Genomic DNA, 18,488 nt, shown 5'->3' with positions numbered 1-18,488 from the left:
GGTGCCTGCGCAGGGCCGTCACCGGACGACGGTGCGGCAACTGCGGCGGCAATGCACGACCGGCAGGTAACTCTACCGGTTCCGGCCCTTGGCCCGCTTGTCGGACGCCTGCCGTTTGCCCGTGATGGCAGCGACGACTGCTTCCTGGGACAGGAGCCCCGTGACGATTCCGTTGTGGTCCACCACCGCATACTGGCGGCCCTCCACCTGGGAAAGGAACTGCACCAGCTCCTGGCCTTTGGACCACTCGGGGACATATGCGCCCGGTGCCAGTGCATAGGAAACCGCAGTAACCGGCGTCGACGGCGCCGCGGCAACAGGAACAGCGGCGAGGGCCGTGGGGTCAACGACGGCCTCGGGCCGGCCTTCAGGTCCGCAAACGACGAGGGCGCGGGACTGCCCGGCGTGTTTGCGTGCCTCGGAAACGGAGGCCGTGGCAGGAAGGCCCACTGCCGGCGTCGACAGTCCCGCCGCGGTTACCAGGGGCAGGCGGCCGCGGAGCGTGCCCTGCTGGATTGCCGCCGAGGCGCCCACCCATAGGAAGCCGCCCACAAGCAGGGAAATCATCAGCAGCGGGAAGTCGGGCGGACTCCCGGCGAGCACGGGCCTGGCAATGAACCAGTAGCCGATTGCCACGACGATCACACGCCCCGCCCAGCCCGCAGCAACGGTGCCCTTGGCCTGGCTGCCGGTGACCTTCCAGACGGCAGACTCCACCATGCGTCCGCCGTCCAGCGGAAGCCCTGGCAGGACGTTGAATATCCCGATCAGGAAGTTGGCCCACATAAAGATATTGATCAGGATCTCGGCCACACTGCCGAGGCTGGCCGTGCCCAGCACCAGCCAGGCGCCGCCTGCCAGGACCAGGTTTGCGGCGGGTCCCGCCAGCGCCACGAGGACGGACCTGCCGGGGCTGGCGGTGAAGCTTTCGAACTGGGTATGCCCGCCCCACAGGTTGAGCACGATTTTTTGTGTGGGCCAGCTATAGATGCGGGCCGTCAGGGCGTGAGCCAGTTCATGGATCAGCACCGACACGAGAAGCAGCAGGGCGTACGCGAAAGCCACAAGATAGGCGCTGAAGCCCAGCGCGGGGTTATTCCTGATGAGGATCGGCCCGTAGACGATGACGGTAAAGGCGGCGATGATGAACCACGAATAGGCCAGGATGACGGGAACGCCAGCAATACGGCCCAGCGGAATACCTTCGCGGCGCACCGGGGCTGCGGGATCAGCCACGGGCGGTCCCCAGCGCAGCAGGCTGCTCCAGCGCAGCAGCCTCCCCATCCGACCCTCTGCTGCCGCCCGGAGCCAGCAGTTCCTCAAGGTCGGCCACGGAGCGCCCTGCCAGCGAATTCCAAAGTGCATAGGCGGGATGCTCGGGAAGCGGCACGATGTGCGGAATGGCCACGGTGGCCACGCCGGAGGCAACGGCGGCGGCAACGCCCGGCCCGGAGTCCTCCAACGCAACACAGTTCCCGATTTGGAGCGCCGCATCGCGTTCCCGGAGAAGGTCGACGGCGGTCAGATACGCCTCCGGGTCCGGCTTGCCCCGCGTGACGGTGTCCCCGGTGACCAGGACCTCGAAGTATGGCCGGGGCAGGCTGGCCACCACCTGGCGTGCCAGCGGTCCCTCGGACATGGTCACGAGTGCGCAGCGGACGCCGGCGAGGTGGAGTTCCTCGAGGAGCTCGCGGGCGCCGGGACGCCACGGGACCTCTTCTTTGACGCGGCTGACCACCGCCTCCGTGAGGGTGTCAACGATGTCCCGGATTCCGAGCGCCACCCCGGCCTTCTGGAGCAGGCCAGCCGAGTAGGTCAACGACTGGCCCACCAGTTGCATGGCCTGTTCATGGCTCCAGGTTCCGCCGTGTGCTTCCACCAGGGCACGCTCGGCGGCGATCCAGTATGGCTCGGTGTCCACAATGGTTCCATCCATGTCCCAGAGGACGGCTTTCAACGGGGCATGGGCGGGTGTGGATTGCATGGATTTAGTCTACGGTCGGTCGCCGAAGGGATCCCGGCAGGTACGCCATCGGCGTACTGCAGCGAACTACCCCGCCGGACCCGGAGGCAGGCAGGCGCGTTGCAATCCCTGCGCAGGGACACATCTTGGACGTAGGGTGAAGAAATGAATAGCTTCGAGGAAGACACCAGCGGGCACGGTGCCGAAGCCGGCCGGGAGCGGTTCCTGCAGCCGGCGGCGCAGGGGCGGCGCGTGACCGTGATGCTTGCGGCGTTCGAGGGGTGGAATGACGCCGGTGAAGCGGCCAGCGACTCGCTGCGCTACCTGAATAAGGCCTGGGGCGGCAAGAAGGTGGCGTCCATCGATGCGGACGAGTACTACGATTTCCAGTTCACCCGGCCTACGGTGCGCCGCAATGCAGCTGGTGAGCGCAAGATTAAGTGGCCTTCCACCCGCATCTTCAAGGCGAGCGTCCCGAATTCCAACGTGGATGTGATTTTTGTCCAGGGCATCGAACCTTCCTACAAATGGCGGGCCTACACCGCCGAACTCCTGGTGCACGCCGAGGCCTTGAACGTCGAGTACCTCGTGCTGGTCGGTGCCCTGTTGGCCGATGTGCCGCACAGCCGGCCCATCCCGGTAAGCACTTCCTCGGACGACAGTTCACTCCGTGAGCGCATGAATCTCGAGGCCTCGCAGTACGAGGGGCCGGTGGGCATCGTCGGGGTCATGGCGGAGGTGGCCCTGCTCGCCGGAATTCCTACCGTGTCGCTGTGGGCAGCCGTGCCGCACTACGTGGCGCAGGCGCCGTCGCCGAAGGCCCAGCTGGCACTTCTGCACCGGATTGAAGAGCTTCTTCAGGTTCCGCTGGACACCCATGAACTGGCTGAGGAAGCGGCCGCCTGGGAACGCGGCGTGGATGAGCTCGCAACGGAGGACCCGGAGATCGCCGCTTACGTGCGCCAGCTGGAGGAGGCCAAGGACACGGCCGACCTGCCCGAGGCCACCGGCGAGTCCATCGCCCGTGAGTTCGAGCGATACCTTAAACGGCGCGGCCAGGACCGGCCATAGCGCGGCTGGCCGGGGCCGGAAGCGTCAGAGCCTGATCCCCAGGAGGGCGTCCACGGCGTCCACCACCAGGGCGCGGTCGGCCGCGCTGGCGGGACCGGCGTCGTCCGTTGCCTCGCGCGCCCACCGGGAAACGGCGGCGACGGCGGCAGGTGCGTTCAGGTCTTCGGCCAGCGCCGCGCGCATGGCGGCGAGGAGCGGCGCGGCCGAACCGTGCGGGGCGTGGTCCAGGGCGCGGCGCCATCCCTCGAGGTCCCGTTTGGCAGCAGCGAACCCTTCTTCGGTCCAGGACCAGTCCGAGCGGTAGTGGTGGGCCAGGATGGCAAGCCGGATTGCTGCAGGCTCTTCACCGGCTGCCCGGAGCTTCGAGACCAGCACCAGGTTGCCTTTCGACTTGCTCATTTTTTCGCCGTCCAGCCCAACCATGCCCGCGTGGGCGTAATGGTGCGCCAACGGGACACCGGCGAGGGAGTGCGCGTGGCCGGCGCCCATTTCGTGGTGCGGGAAAATGAGGTCCGACCCGCCGCCCTGCACGGTGAAGGGTGCCGGCAGGTACCGCTGCGCGATCACAGTGCACTCGATGTGCCAGCCCGGGCGGCCCGCGCCCAGGCTTCCTCCGGGCCAGCTGGGCTCGCCGGGCCGCTCCACCCGCCACAGCAGCGGGTCAAGGGCCTGGTGCTTGCCGGCACGTCCGGGATCTCCGCCGCGTTCGGCGAAGAGCTCGAGCATTTCGCTTTCGCTGAGGCCGGACACCGAACCCAGGGTCCAGGCGTCAGGCGCCACGGACTGTTTGCCGGCCGCCTCGACGTCGTAGTAGACATCCCCGTCCGGCTCGCCGCCGCTACCGGCGACCCGGTAGGCCAGCCCCATAGCCAGTAACCGTTCCACCTCAGGCACGATGAGTTCTATGGATTCCACCGCGCCGACGTACCGGTCCGGCGCCAGGACGTTGAGCGCCTCCATGTCGGTCTGGAACAGTTCGATCTGGCTGGCGGCGAGATCGCGCCAGTCGACACCGGTGGCAGTGGCGCGTTCCAGCAGGGGATCATCCACATCCGTCACGTTCTGCACATAGGACACGTGCTTGCCGGCATCCCGCCAGGCGCGGTTCAGGAGGTCGAAAGCGACGTAGCTGGCCGCGTGGCCCATGTGCGTTGCGTCATACGGCGTGATTCCGCAGACATACATCGAGGCCTCTGCACCTTCGTCCAGCTCGATTTCGCGGCCCGCGGCCGTGTCGAACAGCCGGATTGAAGGCATGGTGCCGGGCAGGCCGGGGACGGGGCGGGAAGTCCAGGATTTCACATGCCAAGCCTAGTGCTAGGCGCTGATGACCCCGAAACCGAGCAGCAGATACACGGCAAGTCCCAAGCCGATGCGGTACCAGACGAAGAGACGGTAGCTGCGAGTGGAAACGAACTTCAGGAACCAGCCAATAATGATGTAGCCCACCACGAACGCGATCACGGTGGCCAGCGCAGTCTCCGGCAGTCCGTAGGGTCCGCTGACACCCTCCTTGGAAACCACTTTATAGAGCTGGTAGAGCCCGCTGCCGAACACTGCGGGGATAGCCAGCAGGAATGAGTAACGGGCGGCGGCCTCACGGGTGTACCCCATGAGCAGGCCTGCAGTGATGGTTCCACCGGACCTGGACACGCCGGGAATGAGCGCCAGGGCCTGCGCGAAGCCGTACAGGATGCCGTGTTTATAGGTCAGGCGGCTGAGTTCCCGTTCCTGCCGGCCCACTGCGTCAGCCACCGCGAGAAACAGTCCGAAGACGATCAGCATCGTCGCCACGATCCACAGGCTTCTCAGCACCGATTCGATCTGGTCCTGGAAAAGGAGCCCGAGGACCACGATGGGCAGGCTGCCAAGGATCACCAGCCAGCCCATCCGGGCATCGGGATCCTGCCGCGGGACCTTGCCGGTCAACGACCCCGCCCACGCCTTAACTATCCGGACGATGTCACGCCAGAAGTAGACCAGCACCGCGGTCTCGGTGCCCAGCTGGGTGATGGCGGTGAAGGCGGCGCCAGGATCGGCCGCATTCGGGAGGAACTGCCCGACGATCCTCAGGTGTGCGCTGGAGGAAATGGGTAGAAATTCGGTCAGTCCCTGCACAAGGCCCAGCAGGGCCGCCTCAAACCAGTTCACGCTACGACACTACGTCATGGCCGGCAGGGATTCTGGCCGTAAGCTTGCTGCTATGCAGCAGCGTTACGTCGGCAACAGCGGATTGCGGGTCTCCGCCGTCTCACTCGGCACCATGTCCTGGGGGGCCGAAACAGATGAACAGGATGCGTCCGAGCTGCTGCAGACATTCCTCAACGGCGGCGGCCGGCACATCGACACGTCGGCTTCCTACGGCGACGGCGCCGCCGAGGCCTTGGTCGGGTCTTTGCTCGGTGACGTCGTTGCACGGACGGAAGTATCCATCAGCACCAAGGCAGGAATGACGACGGCGGGTGGCCGCCGGCGGATCGACACCTCCCGCAGCGCCCTGCTCAATGGGCTGGACGCAAGCCTTGCGCGGCTGGGCACCGATTACGTCGACGTCTGGTTCGCCGAGGCGTGGGACGGTAACGTTCCCCTTGAGGAGACGCTCTCTGCCCTGGATTTCGCCTTGCGGACTGGCCGGGCCCGGTACGCCGGCGTCGCGAACTTTGCCGGTTGGCAGGCAGCCAAGGCGGCCGCCCTTGCCGGGTTCCCGCTGGTCTCGGTCCAGGCGGAATACTCACTGCTGAACCGCATCCCGGAATCGGAACTGATTCCCGCCGTCGAAGATGCGGGCCTGGGACTGATGGCGTGGGGCCCCCTGGGGCGCGGTGTGCTCACGGGCAAGTACCGTGGCGGGACTCCCGCCGGCTCGCGTGCTGCCTCGGCCACCGAGGCTTCCTACGTGGAGCGGTATCTTGGTGAGTCGTCAACCCGGACCGTAGATGCCGTCTGCATGGCCGCGAAGGGGCTGGGGCGCACCCCGCTGGACGTGTCACTTAGCTGGCTGCTGGGACAGCCTGGTGTGGCCACGGCAATCGTGGGTGCCAGGAACCCCGCCCAGCTGAAGGAAATGCTGGACGCGCAGCTCCTTCCCCTGCCGCCGGAAATCGCCCTGGCGCTCGAAGACGTATCGGCACCCTGAGGCTGCTCAAGCCGGTTACTCTTCGACGATCTCCAGGTCCTCGTCGTCATCGACGTCCATTTCCTCATCGTCCTCGTCGTCGAATACCTGAAGCGGAGTTACCTCGTTGTAGGCCTCGTACAGAGCGTCCTCATACACTTCAAAAGCGTCCGCCACTGCGAAGAACGCTGCTTCCACAGACGGATCACCGTCCCCGCGGCGGTTGGATGCTGCTATAAGGTGTTCTTCCAAAGCTGTGGTCAGGGATGAAAGCGCGACACGCGGATCGATGCTCATGACTTCACGTTAGCCGGAAAAGGACGAAAATGGAGAGCAATGAAGGAACAATTTCTCACCAGCTCGGTCCGGCGGGAACGGGACTATTTGAAGCAGTACGAGTACCTCGTGCTGACGGTCAGTCCCGTCGATTCCCTGCATGAGGCCCGACGCCGCCTCGTGGAGCACTCCGAGTACGGAAAGTGGGAACTGGAGCGCAGCAAGCTTTACATGGGCGGCGGCCGTCGATTCTGGCTCCGGCGCCGTGTGATGCAGGTCCAGCGGACCGTCTAGCCAGCTGTCTTATCAGTAGTTCGTCAGCAGCGTGTCGAGGACCCGGGCGCCGAACTTCAGGCTGTCGGCCGGGACGCGCTCGTCCACGCCGTGGAACATCCCGGTGAAGTCCAGGTCATCCGGCAGCATCAGCGGCGCGAAGCCGTAACCCGTGATCCCCAGCCGGCTCAGGGACTTATTGTCCGTTCCACCGGAAAGGGTGTACGGCAGCACCTTCGCGCCGGGGTCCTCGGAGTGCAGGGCATCGATCATGGCGTCCACCAGGTTGCCGGCGAACGGCACCTCCAGCGAAACGTCCTGATGCACGTAGCTGACGTCCACTCCGGCGCCGGCCAGCTCACGCACAATCTCCAGCACCTGCTCCTGCTGGCCCGGGAGCGTGCGGCAGTCGATCAATGCCTCGGCCGACTCGGGAATGACGTTGTGTTTGTACCCGCCCCTGAGAAGCGTGGGGTTTGTGGTGTTCTGCAAAGTGGCACCAACGAACCTGGCAACGGTCCCCAACTGCTCCAGCAGAACGTCCGGGTTATCTGGGTCGAACTCGACTCCTGTGAGTTCCGTCACCCCGTCCAGGAACTGCCGGGTGGTAGGGGTCAGTTCGATGGGCCATTTGTACCCCCCGATGCGTGTTACCGCCGCAGCGAGGCGGGTCACGGCGTTGTCGGTATTGATTTGGGAGCCGTGCCCCGCCCGGCCGTGGGCCACAAGGCGCAGCCACGAAATGCCCTTCTCGGCCGTCTGCAGCAGGTAGGTCCGCTGTCCGCCGACGGTGGCGGAAAACCCGCCGACTTCCGAGATCGCTTCGGTGGCACCATCGAAGAGCTCAGGACGCTTGTCCACGGCGTAGCGCGCGCCATAGGTGCCGCCGGCTTCCTCGTCCGCAAAGAACGCAAAGATGATGTCCCGTTTCGGCTTCGTGCCGGAGCGGGCGAAACTGCGCAGCACGGAAAGAATCATGGCATCCATGTCCTTCATGTCCACGGCGCCGCGGCCCCAGATCAGGCCGTCCTTGAGTTCCGCGCCGAACGGGTCGACGGACCACTGGTCACGCAGGGCGGGAACGACGTCGAGGTGGCCATGCACCACCAGTGCACTGGCGGAAGGGTCCTGCCCTTCCATCCTGGCGACCACGTTGGCCCGGCCGGGTGCCGACTCAAAGATCTCCGCCTCCATGCCAACCTCCGAGATCAGCCCGGCGGTGTATTCGGCGGCCGCCCGCTCCCCCGGGCCTGAACCATCCCCATAGTTGGAAGTATCGATCCGGATGAGTTCCTGGCAGATCCGGACAACCTCGTCCTCGGGCAGGATGTCAGGCATGCGAACTCCTTTGATGGGCAACGGCACCGGCTGGATTGCTGCCCCCAGACTACCCAAGCGGACCGATTCCATGTTTCCGGAAAGTTCGTGTTAGAGTTTTTCTCGCTGCTTCGGAGAGGCGCGAAACGCCGAAAGGCGGGAACACTTTCCGAAATACCACCTGCGCGGGTGGCGGAATGGCAGACGCGCTAGCTTGAGGTGCTAGTCCTCGAAAGGGGGTGGGGGTTCAAGTCCCCCTCCGCGCACACATGATGAATTCATTCATCGCGAATCACCCCGGTCTTCTGACCGGGGTGATTTTTGCTTTAACCCGGTCTTTCTTCTCAGAGCACGCCCAGTCCGCGCAGCGCTGCGAGCACGTCGGCGACCTGGACGCCCAGCAGGGCGGGATCGGGATCACCGGCGAAGGCATCACCGCGCCGAAGCTCCGGGCGCGTGAGCACCACGTGGGGACCAGGCGGCGGCCCCCAGATCTCCGGCGGTGCAGGACCGAACAGAACCACGGACGGGGTCCCGTACGCCGAGGCCAGGTGCGCGGCGCCGGTATCGGCAGAAACGACGACGGCGGCCTCCGCCACAGCTGCGGCAAAGGCACCAAGTCCCAGCCTTCCGGCGAGCATGGATTCGGCCGGCAGGCCGGCGAGGAGGCACACTTCTGTGGCCCGCGCGGTTTCCGCCGCTCCCCCGGTGAAGACCACCCGGCGGCCTCCAGCGGCCAGGACCCGCGCCACCTCCGCGAATCGCTCCGCCGGCCACAGCCGACTGCCATAGGCTGCACCCACATGCAGGACGGCTGCTCCTGGAGCCGGACTTGCGACCTTGGGCGGGGAAATCGACACATCCTCCGAATCGGCAGCAATCCCGTGCCACTCCAGCAACCGTACCCAGCGTTCCCGTTCGTGCAGATCCGCCCGCCACGACGGTCCGTCCACGAGATGGCCTGCATGACCGATGGTGCGGTTTGCCTTCAGTGCTGCAATCCTGGCCCGGCTCTCGGGTCCGCCGCCGTGCAGGTTGACGGCGACATCCACGGAGCCCGGGTCCTTGGCCAAAGGCTGGTCGAGGCCCTGGGTTGGCAGCAGCTCAAACCCGCCGACCAGCTCCAGTGCCTCCGCAAGCCAGCCTTGTGCGGCATACATTAGCCGGTGCCCGGGAAACGCACGCCGCAGCCCTTTCAGGGCCGGTACGGCCACCAGCAGGTCCCCCAGCTTCAATGCCCGGAGAACGAGAAGTTCCGGCCGGCTGTCCCTGCTCATGCCCGGCCTCCGGTTCGGCCGGCAGCTGCCAGGCTGAGGACGTCATCGAGGACGCCGGCCACCGGAACGCCCTCCACGAGCGATGCATCGTGCGGACACCTCGGCGCAGTCCATCCCACCTGCGTGACGTCTATACCGCAGACAGGGCACGACGTTGCCCACGACGCGTGCAGGCGGTGATGGCTTCTGCCGAGCGGGCCGGCGTTAATGATGTTCCCCGCCCAGTAGATGCCGACAGTCGGAACTCCCAGTGCCTGTGCGAGGTGCCGCGGCCCGCTGTCATTGCCTACGACCACCGACGCCGAGGCCAGCAACGCGACGAGCTGCGCCATGTCCAGGGACCCCGCCACGGACCGGACGCGGCCGGAACTTGCTCCCGCGGCGATCTCCGCCGCCAGTGACTGCTCACTTTGGTCCCCCACCACGGAAACCCGGAATCCTTCGGCGGCGCATGCCTCCGCAAGGTCGGCGAAACGAGCGGCCGGCCAGCGTCGCCGTGGGTCTGTTGCTCCCGGATGGATCACCACCAGGGGTGCGCCACCGCCGTCGTCCGTTGAAGCGTTGTAGTCTGTCTGCTTCACTGGCACCAGCCGCGCCTCGAGGTCGCGGGGATAGGCGCCGGCGAATCCCGCCACCTCCAGGGCGCGCAGCGGTTCATGCTGGTAGTAGAGGTATGGGATGCTGCGCTCCAGATGTGCCGCGTCCGGCGTCCTCGTGCCCACGGTGTGCCGCGCACCCAGGCGTAGCAGGAAGGGGTTGGAGTATCGTCCCCCGCCATGGAGCTGCACAGCGAGGTCCAGGCCCATACTCCGCATCCGTGTGAAGAAGGCATCCACGGCTGCCTGGTCCTCCTCGCCCGGCCGCACGCCCTCAGCATGCGGCAGGATCTCCACCCGGCTTACTGGACTGTCCGTGACAGCCAGGATGTCCTGGTGGACCGGCGTACCGAGCAATGTGATTTCTGCCTCAGGATAGGCCGCTGCCAGGGCGCTGACTGCGGGCAGAGCGAACATCAGGTCGCCCAGTCCGCCGCCCCGCAGGACTGCGATCCTGTGGACGCCGCTGAACTTCTCCAGCACGGGCCCAACACCCGTACCGACGCGGCGTGCGCCGCCGAATTCAGCCGTGAGCTGGTCCACTTAGACTCCCCTCGGGTGGATGCGGGACCTGGGTTTTGCCCTGGCCTCCGGCTACGATGGACGGCGCGCAGAGACTGTGCCCGGCGCCGTGTTTCTTCTGGCTCCCTACCCATGCCGGCGGCGAATATACTGCGCCTCTTGGGGAATACCAGCTTGATGCTGTACGTTTCATACGCGACAGACGAACCAAAGAAAAGAGAAGCACCCAAAGTGGCAACCGATTATGATGAGCTGCGTTCCGACGTCAAGGAATCGCAGGACAACTCCCTCGAGCAGCTCCAGTCTGCCAACGCTCCGGATGCCCGCAGCGTGGTCCTGGAACTCGACGAGGCGGACGGACTGGACGGTGCCGGTGTTCCCGGCGGCGAGTTCGTTGCCGAAGAGCTTGTAGTACAGGTCATCCCGCAGGCCGAGGACGAGTTCACCTGCTACTCCTGCTTCCTGGTACGCCACCGCTCCCAGATCGCCAAGCAGAAGAACGGCCACAGCTACTGCACCGAGTGTGAGGGCTGACGTTCTGACCCTGGCGGGCATCCGTCCGCCGACTGCCGCCCCTATCGGGCAAAGGCACGCCCGTCCTCCGGCGTGCCTTTCGGCTTTAAGGGTGCCTTAATGGCCGCGGCAGGTTCAGCCGTTACCGCTAAATAGAGCGGCCCGCGACGCGAAAGGCTCCGATGAATGATTACGGCGACCTCCTGGCCCAGGGCGCGGACCTGGTGTCCCGTACCGCACCTCCGGAAATCAGCCCGCTTCAGCTGCTGGTGGTGGTGGCCGGGGCCGCGGGCCTGGCAATCCCCCGTTGGTCATGGCGCTGGTTCGGCCTCCTCGCAACGGTCACCCACGAGCTCGGTCACGCATTCGCTGCGGTTACCTCGGGCCAGCGCCTGTCCGGGATACGCCTGCGCCTGGACCACTCCGGGACCACCACCACCTACAGTCGAAGAAGGATCGCGACTGCCTGGTCCTGCTTCTGGGGCTACCCTGTGCCAGCCATCGTGGGTGCGTCGCTGGTCTGGGCAGGACTGAACGGTTGGGGTCCCGCCGCCCTTGCCGTTTCAGCGTTGTTTATGGCGACGTCGCTGGTGTTCCTGCGCAACCTGGCCGGGTTCCTCATCACCGGTGCCGCCATCGCCGGTTGCACCGGACTGGTCCTGCTGGTGCCTTCACCGATCCAGGGCCAGGTGGCAGTGGCCCTTGGTGCGGCGCTGCTGGTCGCCGCCGTCCGGGACCTTGCCAAACTCGTGCACATACACCTGCGCCGGCGGGACAGGCTGGCGACTTCGGACGCCTATCTGCTCTTCCGGGCTACGGCCGTACCGTCGTTCGTCTGGATCATCCTCTTCAGTGGAGTGGTGGCCAGTGCATGGCTGGCAGCGTGGCAGCAGGTATCGCTGATTATGCCGGGCGGCGCTTAGGCTGGAGGGCATGAACCAGCAGAGCGAAATAACCCGGCAGGGCGGCACAGCAGCACCGGGGGAATACAGCACGCGCGGCGCCTACGTCACCGGCGGTGCGGAGTTCACCCGTGACACGAACTACATCGAGGACCGGATCACCAGGGACGGCAGAGCCGGCGACAACGGTGAACCAGGCTGGCCTGTGGAGGCAGGCCGATACCGCCTCGTGGCTGCGCGGGCATGTCCCTGGGCAAACCGCACCGTCATAGTCCGCCGCCTGTTGGGCCTCGAAGACGCCATCTCATTGGGCCAGCCCGGGCCCACCCATGATGCCCGGTCCTGGACCTTCGACCTCGACCCCGGCGGACTGGATCCGGTCCTGGGCATTGAACGCCTGCAGGAAGCATACTTCCGGAGGTTCCCGGGCTATCCGCGCGGCATCACCGTCCCCGCCATCGTGGATGTTCCCAGCGGCGAGGTGGTCACCAACAACTTCCCCCGGATCACGCTGGATTTCACCACGGAGTGGACGGAGTTCCACCGTCCTGGCGCGCCGGACCTCTACCCGGAACACCACAGGGAAGAAATTGACCAGGTGAACCGGCGGGTCTTCACGGAGGTCAACAACGGTGTCTACCGGTGCGGATTTGCCGGCTCGCAGGAGGCTTACGATGCTGCCTATGCCAGGCTCTGGACGGCGCTCGACTGGCTCGAGAACCGTCTTTCCCGGCAGCGCTACCTGGTAGGTGACACCATCACCGAAGCCGATGTTCGCCTCTTCACTACGCTCGCCCGGTTCGACGCCGTCTACCACGGCCACTTCAAGTGCAACCGGCAGAAGCTTTCCGAGATGCCGGCACTTTGGGCCTACGCCCGTGACCTGTTCCAGACGCCAGGTTTCGGCGACACCATTGATTTCGTCCAGATCAAGCAGCACTATTACCTCGTCCACGAGGACATCAACCCCACCGGGATCGTGCCCGCGGGCCCTGACCTGTCCGGCTGGCTCGAGGACCACGGACGGGAGTCCCTCGGCGGCCGGCCATTCGGTGACGGCACACCGCCGGGGCCAGTGCGGCCGGGCGAAGAAGTGGCAGCAGGCCACAGTGCCGCGGCCTGATGCCCGCCGGGAGGCGCGGACTGCCTGGCTCCTGAAAAAGGCGCTGGCCGGGCTGTCGGCAGCTTTCGCCGCCCAGCGGCTCCAGTTGGCTGCCAAAGCCGCCATCGCGGCGGGCATCGCCTTTGCGATCGCGCCGTTCATGCCGGGAACGGCTGCCGAGTACCCGTATTACGCTCCCTTGGGGGCCCTGGTGGCGATGTACCACAACGTGGCGGGCTCGGTCCGGCAAGGCGCACAGACACTGGTGGGCCTTTCCATGGGCATCGGCCTGGCCTTCCTCCTGGTGAACATTACGGATCCGTCGCCGCTGACCGTGGCGATTTTCATGGGTGCCGGGGTGCTGCTCGGAGGACTGCCGAAGATCGGCTCCGGCAGCGATTGGATTCCGACGGCGGCGCTGCTGGTCTTGCTTGTCGGCGGCAACAACGCCGACGACTATTCGTTCGGGTACCTCGTGCAGATGGGCGTGGGGGTTTTAGTGGGCATCGCGGTCAACTTCCTGATCTTCCCGCCGCTCCACCTCGAGGCTGCCGCGGCGAGCATCGAAGACCTGCGCGTTGCCCTCGGTACCCAGCTGACCGACATGGCAGAAGCTGTCAAGGAAAAGTGGCCTCCCGAACATGAGGAGTGGTCCCGACGTTCGGACGATCTTTCCGGGGCGGCGAGGTCAGTGCGGCACCTGGTCAAGGAGGCGGACGCCAGCCGCCGGGCCAATCCGCGCCGCAAACTGCACCCGCGGGACATTGACCGCGACTACCGAAACCTGCGCGAGCTGGAAAGGGTCACCTTCCACATCCAGGACATTACAGACGTCCTCTCGGACGTGATCTGGGAGAGCGATGTCCCTTATGTGCTTCCGGAACAGGACACTGCTCCGCTGGCCGGCGCCATGGCGGCAACCGGCGAATTGCTCAAGGCGTACAACGAGCCGGACGAGAAGCTCCACCACGAGTCCTACAGGTCCGCATTGGCGGCGGTGGAAGCCTGCGTGGCTACCACCGCCGAACGCGCGCCGGACGAGCGGGGTGTTCCCGCCTCCGAATCCATCATCCTCAGCCTGCACCGCATCCTGCGCGCGCTGCAGACCCCGGATGAAACCCAGCCAGCGGTCTAAACCGGGTCAACGGCTCTAAAGTCCTGACACTGAGCCGCTGAAATGCCGCCGGCCGGTCCTCGGATGCCAGGCGACGAAGTCCGAACGCTTCCAGCTTCCGGCAGCGTCCTGCGCTGTGTTGATCTCCAGCGCCACCCGGGACGGCAGAAAAACCGGGGCATCAAACGCGACATCCCAGGTAAAGGAGTCGCCCCGCACCGGACCGACGTCGGCCAGCGCCCTCGAAGCCAGGTACATGCCGTGGGCAATCGACCGGCGCATGCCTAGTGCCTTGGCTGAGAGGGCACTGAGGTGAATGGGGTTGAAGTCGCCGGACACCGCCGCGTAGGCGCGGCCGGTATCCACCCCGAGCTGCCATACACCTGTAGGGGCCGGTGCTGTAAAGTCCTGCCGCTGGACCGGAGCCGTGGGTTTGTCGATGCCCGGCAGGAACACGCCCTTGGCCAGGTAGGTGGAAACCCCCCGCCAGCAGGGCAGGGAGGCTCCTGACAGCCGCACCTCAGCGATGACATCAATCTGCGTCCCGGCCCGGTGGCCACGCAGGTGTGCCACCGACGCCGCGATGTCCAGGACGTCGGTGAACAGCACTGGAGCCCGTTGCTCCACCGTGTTGCGCAGGTGGATCATCCCGAGCAGGGGCAGCGGGAAGTCGTCCCGGTTCATGACACTCATGGCCACGGGAAACGCCAGCGCGTGAAGGAAACCAGCCGGAAGGACGTCGCTTGCCGTCTCGCCCACCAGGTGCTGGTAGGCGGTGAGGTTGGCGACATCCACGGTGACGTCCCGGACTTCATGTCCGGCAGCGGGAAGGTCCGCCGCGTCGTGTGTCCCCAGCAGGCGCCGCCGCGCGGCCTGGGCCGCTGCATTGACGTAGAGCTTGGACAGTGACGGCATCTCCCCCAGGATCACCGGCTGCACCGTACTCACGCGCCCACCAGGTTCTGTCCGCACACCCGCACTACCTCGCCGTTGATGCCTCCGGCCGCGTCACTGGCCAGGAACGCGATAGTTTCTGCCACGTCCACCGGCAGGCCCCCCTGCTGCAGCGAGTTCAGGCGCCGGGCAACTTCCCGCACGGCGAACGGAATCCGGGCCGTCATGTCGGTTTCGATAAAGCCCGGAGCCACGGCATTCACTGCTCCTCCCTTGGCCGCTGCCAGTGGCGCTGTTGCACGCACCATCCCGATGACTCCTGCCTTGGACGCCGCATAGTTGGTTTGTCCGCGGTTCCCGGCAATGCCACTGGTGGATGAAACAGAGACGATCCTCGGCGCCGTAGCCAGGCGGTCATCAGCAAGAACGGCATCGTTAATACGGAGCTGGGCCGCGATGTTGATGTTGATCACCGAGCTCCAACGTGCGTGGTCCATGTTGGCCAGGAGCTTGTCCCGCGTAATACCGGCATTGTGGACCATGATGTCGAGGCTCCCGTGGCGCTGCAGGGCGTGGCTGATGATCCGTCGCCCCGCGTCCTCTGTGCTGATGTCCAGCTGGAGTGCGGTTCCGCGGACCTCGTTGGCCACGGCAGCGAGGTGGTCGCCGGCGGCAGGGACATCCACCAGGACCAGGGTTGCGCCGTCCCGGTGGAGGGTCCGGGCTATGGCAGCGCCAATCCCGCGAGCGGCGCCGGTGACCACGGCCGTCTTACCGGCGAGCGGTTTGTCGACGTTTCCGGTGGGCACGGCGTCTCCGGCACCGACGGTCAGGAACTGCCCGTCGACGAAGGCCGACCTCCCTGAGAGCAAGAACTGCAAGGCTGCCAGCGCACCGGGGCTGGCCGGGGCGGCTGCCCCGGCCAGCAGGATTCCGTTCCCCGTAGCACCAGCCCTGAGTTCCTTTGCCAGGGAGCGAAGCAGCCCATCCACGGCCTGGCGCGCAGCGGCGGCAGCCGGGGATTCAGCGTCCAATGCCGGTCGCGAGATTGTGATGACGCGGCCTCCCGGCGCGAGGTCCCGCAGTGAGGCCGCTGCCGCCAAGACCGGCGTTTCCAGGTCCTCCGGACGGGAAACAGCGTCCAGGCCCAGGATGATGGCGGCGAGTTTCTCCCGGGGAACGGCGTGGCGCCGGACGTCCAGGTCCCAGCCGAGCAGCGCGGCAGCAAGGTCGTCGGCGCCGGATGAGCTGCCCTGAACCAGGACGGGGCCGGTAACCAGAGGCTGTCCGGGCTCATAGCGGCGGAGTGCCGCCGGCTGCGGGAGGCCCAGCTTCCTGGCGAGCCTCTTCGCCGGGCCTTTTTTGACCAGTTGTGCATAAGTGTCTGTCACGGCTGCCTTCCTACAGTGATTCGAGGATAGCGACCACGCCTTGTCCGCCCGCAGCGCAGACGGACACCAGGCCGCGGACGGGACGACCGCCGTCGGACGCCTTGGCGTGCAGCATTTTCGCCAGCGACCCGACGATCCGTCCGCCGGTGGCTGCGAAGGGGTGGCCGGCGGCCAAGGAGGAGCCGTTCACGTTCAAGCGGCTCCTGTCGATGCTGCCGAGGGCAGCGTCAAGCCCCAGGCGGGTGCGGCAGAACTCGTCGTCCTCCCACGCTGCCAGGGTGCTGAGAACCGTAGCAGCGAAGGCCTCGTGGATTTCGAAATAGTCGATGTCGTCGAGGGTGAGTCCATGGCGGGCCAGCAGGCGGGGCACTGCGAAGACAGGTGCCATGAGGAGTCCGTCCTTGCCATGGACGAAGTCCACTGCGGCGGCTTCCGCGTCCACCACTGCTGCCAGCTTGGGCAGGTCGTGGGAATCGGCCCACTCCTCGGAACCCAGCAGGACCACGGAAGCACCGTCCGTCAGCGGGGTGGAATTTCCGGCGGTCATGGTGGCGTCCATGCCGAGGTTCCGGCCAAAGACCGGTTTGAGGGTGGCCAGTTTTTCCAGGGACGTGTCCGCGCGCAGGTTGCTGTCCCGGGCCAGGCCGCGGTACGGCGTGACGAGGTCGTCAAAAAAGCCTGAGTCGTAGGCGGCGGCCAGGTTGCGGTGGCTGCTGTAGGCCAGTTCGTCCTGTGCCTCCCGCGTGATCTTCCACTGGGCTGTTGTCAACGCCTGGTGCTCCCCCATGGAGAGGCCGGTACGTGGTTCTGCCGTTCCGGGTGCCAACGGAGCAAGGTCCTTGGGGCGCAGCCGGCTGATGGCCTGCAGGCGCTGTCCCAGGGTCTTAGCACGGTTCAGGTCCAGGACCACCTCCCGCAGGCCCTCGCTCACCACGATGGGGGCGTCTGAGGCGGAGTCCACGCCGCCGGCGATCCCCGAATTAATCTGCCCCAGCTTGATCTTGTTGGAGAGGCCAACCACTGTTTCGAGTCCGGTGGCACAGGCCTGCTGGAGGTCGTAGGCCGGAGTCTCCGGCGACAGCGCCGACGCGAGGACGGCCTCACGGGTGAGGTTGAAGTCCCGGGAATGCTTGAGTACGGCACCCGCGGCGACTTCGCCGATGCGCTCGTCCTGCAGGCCGAACCGGGCAATCAGTCCGTCCAGCGCTGCGTTGAGCATGTCCAGGTTGGATGACTTGGCATATGCGCCGCCGGAACGGGCGAACGGAATGCGGTTGGCCCCGATGACCACCGCTTTGCGGGTGGAAGGGGCAACAGGCTGGCCGCCCGGCGCAGCGGCTTCGGCGGTGGGCTGTCCTTCTACGGGCATGGGATCTCCTCTGATCAACGATTACCGATACCCAGCGTACCTGATACGCTGGGTATCGTGAACATCCAGGACCCGGCAAGTGGGCTTTCCTCCGGCGCGGCCACAGACGGCCGGTCATCGCGCTGGCAGTCGCACCGTGAGGAACGGCGGCGCGAGCTCATCAAGGCCGCACGCCGCGCCGTCCACGCTTTGGGCAGCGACGCGAACATGGAAGACATCGCGGGTGCCGCTGGAACGTCAAAATCGGTGTTCTACCGGTACTTCGGCGACAAGGCCGGGCTCCAGCAGGCGGTTGGCGAAGTTGTCCTGGACCAGATGCAGCGCCGGATCCGGGAGGCTGCCCAGACCGCCCAGACACCGCGTGAAGGCCTGCTGGCCATGGTGGCGGCATACCTCCAGATGGCAGCCACGAGCCCTAACGTCTACACATTCGTTACGCGTCACGGAGCCACTGAGCCCGACGGCGCAGCGGCGTCCGCCACCGATTCGGGCGCGCTGGGGCACTTCTTCGAAGCCGTGGCCGAAATGATAGCCGCACCTATGCGTTCACATCTGGGCGGCGGCAACGAAGCGGTGATCGGCTATTGGCCCAAGGCGGCGATCGGGCTGGTCCGCAACGCCGGCGAGCAATGGCTGAACACACCGGACTCGCCTGCCAAACCCGGCCAGGAGGCGATGGCGCGGCTCATTACGGCGTGGCTTTGCGTAGGGATCGCCCCTGAACTCAGCCAGTCCGCCGGCAGGCAAGTTTCCAGCATCAAACAATCTGTCAGCACCAACGAAGGACAATGAC

General features: G+C 66.0%; 19 protein-coding genes and 1 tRNA gene. 9 read left to right on the top strand and 11 right to left on the bottom strand.

What is annotated here, in order from left to right:
- Positions 1–72: 72 nt before the first annotated feature.
- Both ACFWIX_RS09485 and ACFWIX_RS09480 read right to left on the bottom strand, forming a co-directional pair.
- Complete coding sequence (locus tag ACFWIX_RS09485; protein WP_377215868.1) at positions 73–1,284, bottom strand: site-2 protease family protein; 1,212 nt, start codon at positions 1,282–1,284, stop codon at positions 73–75.
- Positions 1,229–1,984 (bottom strand): HAD family hydrolase, encoded by a 756-nt coding sequence (locus tag ACFWIX_RS09480; protein WP_377215867.1) that lies wholly within the window; start codon positions 1,982–1,984, stop codon positions 1,229–1,231. The genes ACFWIX_RS09485 and ACFWIX_RS09480 overlap by 56 nt, the downstream gene beginning before the upstream one ends.
- A gap of 144 nt (positions 1,985–2,128) precedes the next feature.
- On the opposite strand from ACFWIX_RS09480, the gene ACFWIX_RS09475 reads away from it, so the two are divergent.
- Entirely contained in the window at positions 2,129–3,034 is a 906-nt protein-coding gene (locus ACFWIX_RS09475) for a PAC2 family protein (RefSeq protein WP_377215866.1), read from the top strand.
- A 24-nt stretch (positions 3,035–3,058) separates the two neighbouring features.
- Here the strand turns inward: ACFWIX_RS09475 and mshC are convergent, their stop codons facing one another.
- Both mshC and ACFWIX_RS09465 read right to left on the bottom strand, forming a co-directional pair.
- On the bottom strand, positions 3,059–4,336 hold the full coding sequence (gene mshC / locus ACFWIX_RS09470; RefSeq protein WP_377215865.1) for a cysteine--1-D-myo-inosityl 2-amino-2-deoxy-alpha-D-glucopyranoside ligase: 1,278 nt from the start codon (positions 4,334–4,336) through the stop codon (positions 3,059–3,061).
- Between the two features lie 15 nt (positions 4,337–4,351).
- Complete coding sequence (locus ACFWIX_RS09465) at positions 4,352–5,185, bottom strand: undecaprenyl-diphosphate phosphatase (protein WP_377215864.1); 834 nt, start codon at positions 5,183–5,185, stop codon at positions 4,352–4,354.
- 52 nt (positions 5,186–5,237) lie between these two features.
- Between ACFWIX_RS09465 and ACFWIX_RS09460 the strand changes: the two genes are divergently transcribed.
- On the top strand, positions 5,238–6,170 hold the full coding sequence (locus ACFWIX_RS09460) for an aldo/keto reductase (RefSeq protein ID WP_377215863.1): 933 nt from the start codon (positions 5,238–5,240) through the stop codon (positions 6,168–6,170).
- Positions 6,171–6,185: 15 nt separating this feature from the next.
- On the opposite strand, the gene ACFWIX_RS09455 is transcribed toward ACFWIX_RS09460, so the two are convergent.
- Positions 6,186–6,446 (bottom strand): hypothetical protein, encoded by a 261-nt coding sequence (locus ACFWIX_RS09455; protein WP_377215862.1) that lies wholly within the window; start codon positions 6,444–6,446, stop codon positions 6,186–6,188.
- 39 nt (positions 6,447–6,485) lie between these two features.
- Between ACFWIX_RS09455 and ACFWIX_RS09450 the strand changes: the two genes are divergently transcribed.
- Positions 6,486–6,719 (top strand): DUF5703 family protein, encoded by a 234-nt coding sequence (locus tag ACFWIX_RS09450; protein ID WP_377215861.1) that lies wholly within the window; start codon positions 6,486–6,488, stop codon positions 6,717–6,719.
- 12 nt (positions 6,720–6,731) lie between these two features.
- On the opposite strand, the gene ACFWIX_RS09445 is transcribed toward ACFWIX_RS09450, so the two are convergent.
- Positions 6,732–8,036 carry a M20/M25/M40 family metallo-hydrolase gene (locus tag ACFWIX_RS09445; RefSeq protein ID WP_377215860.1) on the bottom strand — a complete coding sequence of 435 codons (1,305 nt, stop codon included), beginning with the start codon at positions 8,034–8,036 and terminating at the stop codon, positions 6,732–6,734.
- 162 nt (positions 8,037–8,198) lie between these two features.
- On the opposite strand from ACFWIX_RS09445, the gene ACFWIX_RS09440 reads away from it, so the two are divergent.
- A tRNA-Leu gene (locus ACFWIX_RS09440) sits at positions 8,199–8,281 on the top strand.
- 78 nt (positions 8,282–8,359) lie between these two features.
- On the opposite strand, the gene ACFWIX_RS09435 is transcribed toward ACFWIX_RS09440, so the two are convergent.
- Positions 8,360–9,292 carry a glycosyltransferase family 9 protein gene (locus ACFWIX_RS09435; RefSeq protein ID WP_377215859.1) on the bottom strand — a complete coding sequence of 311 codons (933 nt, stop codon included), beginning with the start codon at positions 9,290–9,292 and terminating at the stop codon, positions 8,360–8,362.
- Positions 9,289–10,431 carry a glycosyltransferase family 9 protein gene (locus ACFWIX_RS09430; protein WP_377215858.1) on the bottom strand — a complete coding sequence of 381 codons (1,143 nt, stop codon included), beginning with the start codon at positions 10,429–10,431 and terminating at the stop codon, positions 9,289–9,291. The genes ACFWIX_RS09435 and ACFWIX_RS09430 overlap by 4 nt, the downstream gene beginning before the upstream one ends.
- A 210-nt stretch (positions 10,432–10,641) precedes the next feature.
- Between ACFWIX_RS09430 and ACFWIX_RS09425 the strand changes: the two genes are divergently transcribed.
- The 4 genes from ACFWIX_RS09425 (at position 10,642) to ACFWIX_RS09410 (ending at position 14,062) form a co-directional block, all read left to right on the top strand.
- Complete coding sequence (locus tag ACFWIX_RS09425; protein WP_377215857.1) at positions 10,642–10,944, top strand: DUF4193 domain-containing protein; 303 nt, start codon at positions 10,642–10,644, stop codon at positions 10,942–10,944.
- A 161-nt stretch (positions 10,945–11,105) separates the two neighbouring features.
- A complete protein-coding gene (locus ACFWIX_RS09420) occupies positions 11,106–11,846 on the top strand; it encodes a M50 family metallopeptidase (protein WP_377215856.1) in 741 nt (246 codons plus the stop codon).
- Positions 11,847–11,856: 10 nt separating this feature from the next.
- A complete protein-coding gene (locus tag ACFWIX_RS09415; RefSeq protein ID WP_377215855.1) occupies positions 11,857–12,948 on the top strand; it encodes a glutathione S-transferase family protein in 1,092 nt (363 codons plus the stop codon).
- Positions 12,949–12,991: 43 nt separating this feature from the next.
- Complete coding sequence (locus ACFWIX_RS09410; protein ID WP_377215913.1) at positions 12,992–14,062, top strand: aromatic acid exporter family protein; 1,071 nt, start codon at positions 12,992–12,994, stop codon at positions 14,060–14,062.
- A 15-nt stretch (positions 14,063–14,077) separates the two neighbouring features.
- Here ACFWIX_RS09410 and ACFWIX_RS09405 read toward each other — a convergent pair whose 3' ends face one another.
- The 3 genes from ACFWIX_RS09405 to ACFWIX_RS09395 are packed head-to-tail and all read right to left on the bottom strand — an operon-like array spanning position 14,078 to position 17,695.
- Positions 14,078–14,989 (bottom strand): MaoC family dehydratase, encoded by a 912-nt coding sequence (locus ACFWIX_RS09405; protein WP_377215854.1) that lies wholly within the window; start codon positions 14,987–14,989, stop codon positions 14,078–14,080.
- Positions 14,986–16,326 (bottom strand): 3-oxoacyl-ACP reductase, encoded by a 1,341-nt coding sequence (locus ACFWIX_RS09400; protein ID WP_377215853.1) that lies wholly within the window; start codon positions 16,324–16,326, stop codon positions 14,986–14,988. The genes ACFWIX_RS09405 and ACFWIX_RS09400 overlap by 4 nt, the downstream gene beginning before the upstream one ends.
- Positions 16,327–16,336: 10 nt before the next feature.
- On the bottom strand, positions 16,337–17,695 hold the full coding sequence (locus tag ACFWIX_RS09395; RefSeq protein ID WP_377215852.1) for an acetyl-CoA C-acetyltransferase: 1,359 nt from the start codon (positions 17,693–17,695) through the stop codon (positions 16,337–16,339).
- A 57-nt stretch (positions 17,696–17,752) separates the two neighbouring features.
- Here ACFWIX_RS09395 and ACFWIX_RS09390 point away from each other — a divergent pair, with 57 nt between their 5' ends.
- On the top strand, positions 17,753–18,487 hold the full coding sequence (locus ACFWIX_RS09390; RefSeq protein WP_377215851.1) for a TetR/AcrR family transcriptional regulator: 735 nt from the start codon (positions 17,753–17,755) through the stop codon (positions 18,485–18,487).
- The last annotated feature ends 1 nt before the right edge of the window (position 18,488 follow it).

The sequence above is a fragment of the Pseudarthrobacter sp. NPDC058362 genome (assembly GCF_042723515.1).
GTDB lineage: Bacteria > Actinomycetota > Actinomycetes > Actinomycetales > Micrococcaceae > Arthrobacter.
Note: the sequence above shows the minus strand (reverse complement) of the source record. Positions and strands in the feature narration are given on the sequence as shown.

What these genes read in the sequence shown, in the direction of transcription:
- ACFWIX_RS09485 (WP_377215868.1), bottom strand. Translation starts at nt 1,284, where the DNA reads ATGGGGAGGCTGCTGCGCTGGAGCAGCCTGCTGCGCTGGGGACCGCCC.
- ACFWIX_RS09480 (WP_377215867.1), bottom strand. Translation starts at nt 1,984, where the DNA reads ATGCAATCCACACCCGCCCATGCCCCGTTGAAAGCCGTCCTCTGGGAC.
- ACFWIX_RS09475 (WP_377215866.1), top strand. Translation starts at nt 2,129, where the DNA reads ATGAATAGCTTCGAGGAAGACACCAGCGGGCACGGTGCCGAAGCCGGC.
- ACFWIX_RS09460 (WP_377215863.1), top strand. Translation starts at nt 5,238, where the DNA reads ATGCAGCAGCGTTACGTCGGCAACAGCGGATTGCGGGTCTCCGCCGTC.
- ACFWIX_RS09455 (WP_377215862.1), bottom strand. Translation starts at nt 6,446, where the DNA reads ATGAGCATCGATCCGCGTGTCGCGCTTTCATCCCTGACCACAGCTTTG.
- ACFWIX_RS09450 (WP_377215861.1), top strand. Translation starts at nt 6,486, where the DNA reads ATGAAGGAACAATTTCTCACCAGCTCGGTCCGGCGGGAACGGGACTAT.
- ACFWIX_RS09445 (WP_377215860.1), bottom strand. Translation starts at nt 8,036, where the DNA reads ATGCCTGACATCCTGCCCGAGGACGAGGTTGTCCGGATCTGCCAGGAA.
- ACFWIX_RS09435 (WP_377215859.1), bottom strand. Translation starts at nt 9,292, where the DNA reads ATGAGCAGGGACAGCCGGCCGGAACTTCTCGTTCTCCGGGCATTGAAG.
- ACFWIX_RS09420 (WP_377215856.1), top strand. Translation starts at nt 11,106, where the DNA reads ATGAATGATTACGGCGACCTCCTGGCCCAGGGCGCGGACCTGGTGTCC.
- ACFWIX_RS09415 (WP_377215855.1), top strand. Translation starts at nt 11,857, where the DNA reads ATGAACCAGCAGAGCGAAATAACCCGGCAGGGCGGCACAGCAGCACCG.
- ACFWIX_RS09395 (WP_377215852.1), bottom strand. Translation starts at nt 17,695, where the DNA reads ATGCCCGTAGAAGGACAGCCCACCGCCGAAGCCGCTGCGCCGGGCGGC.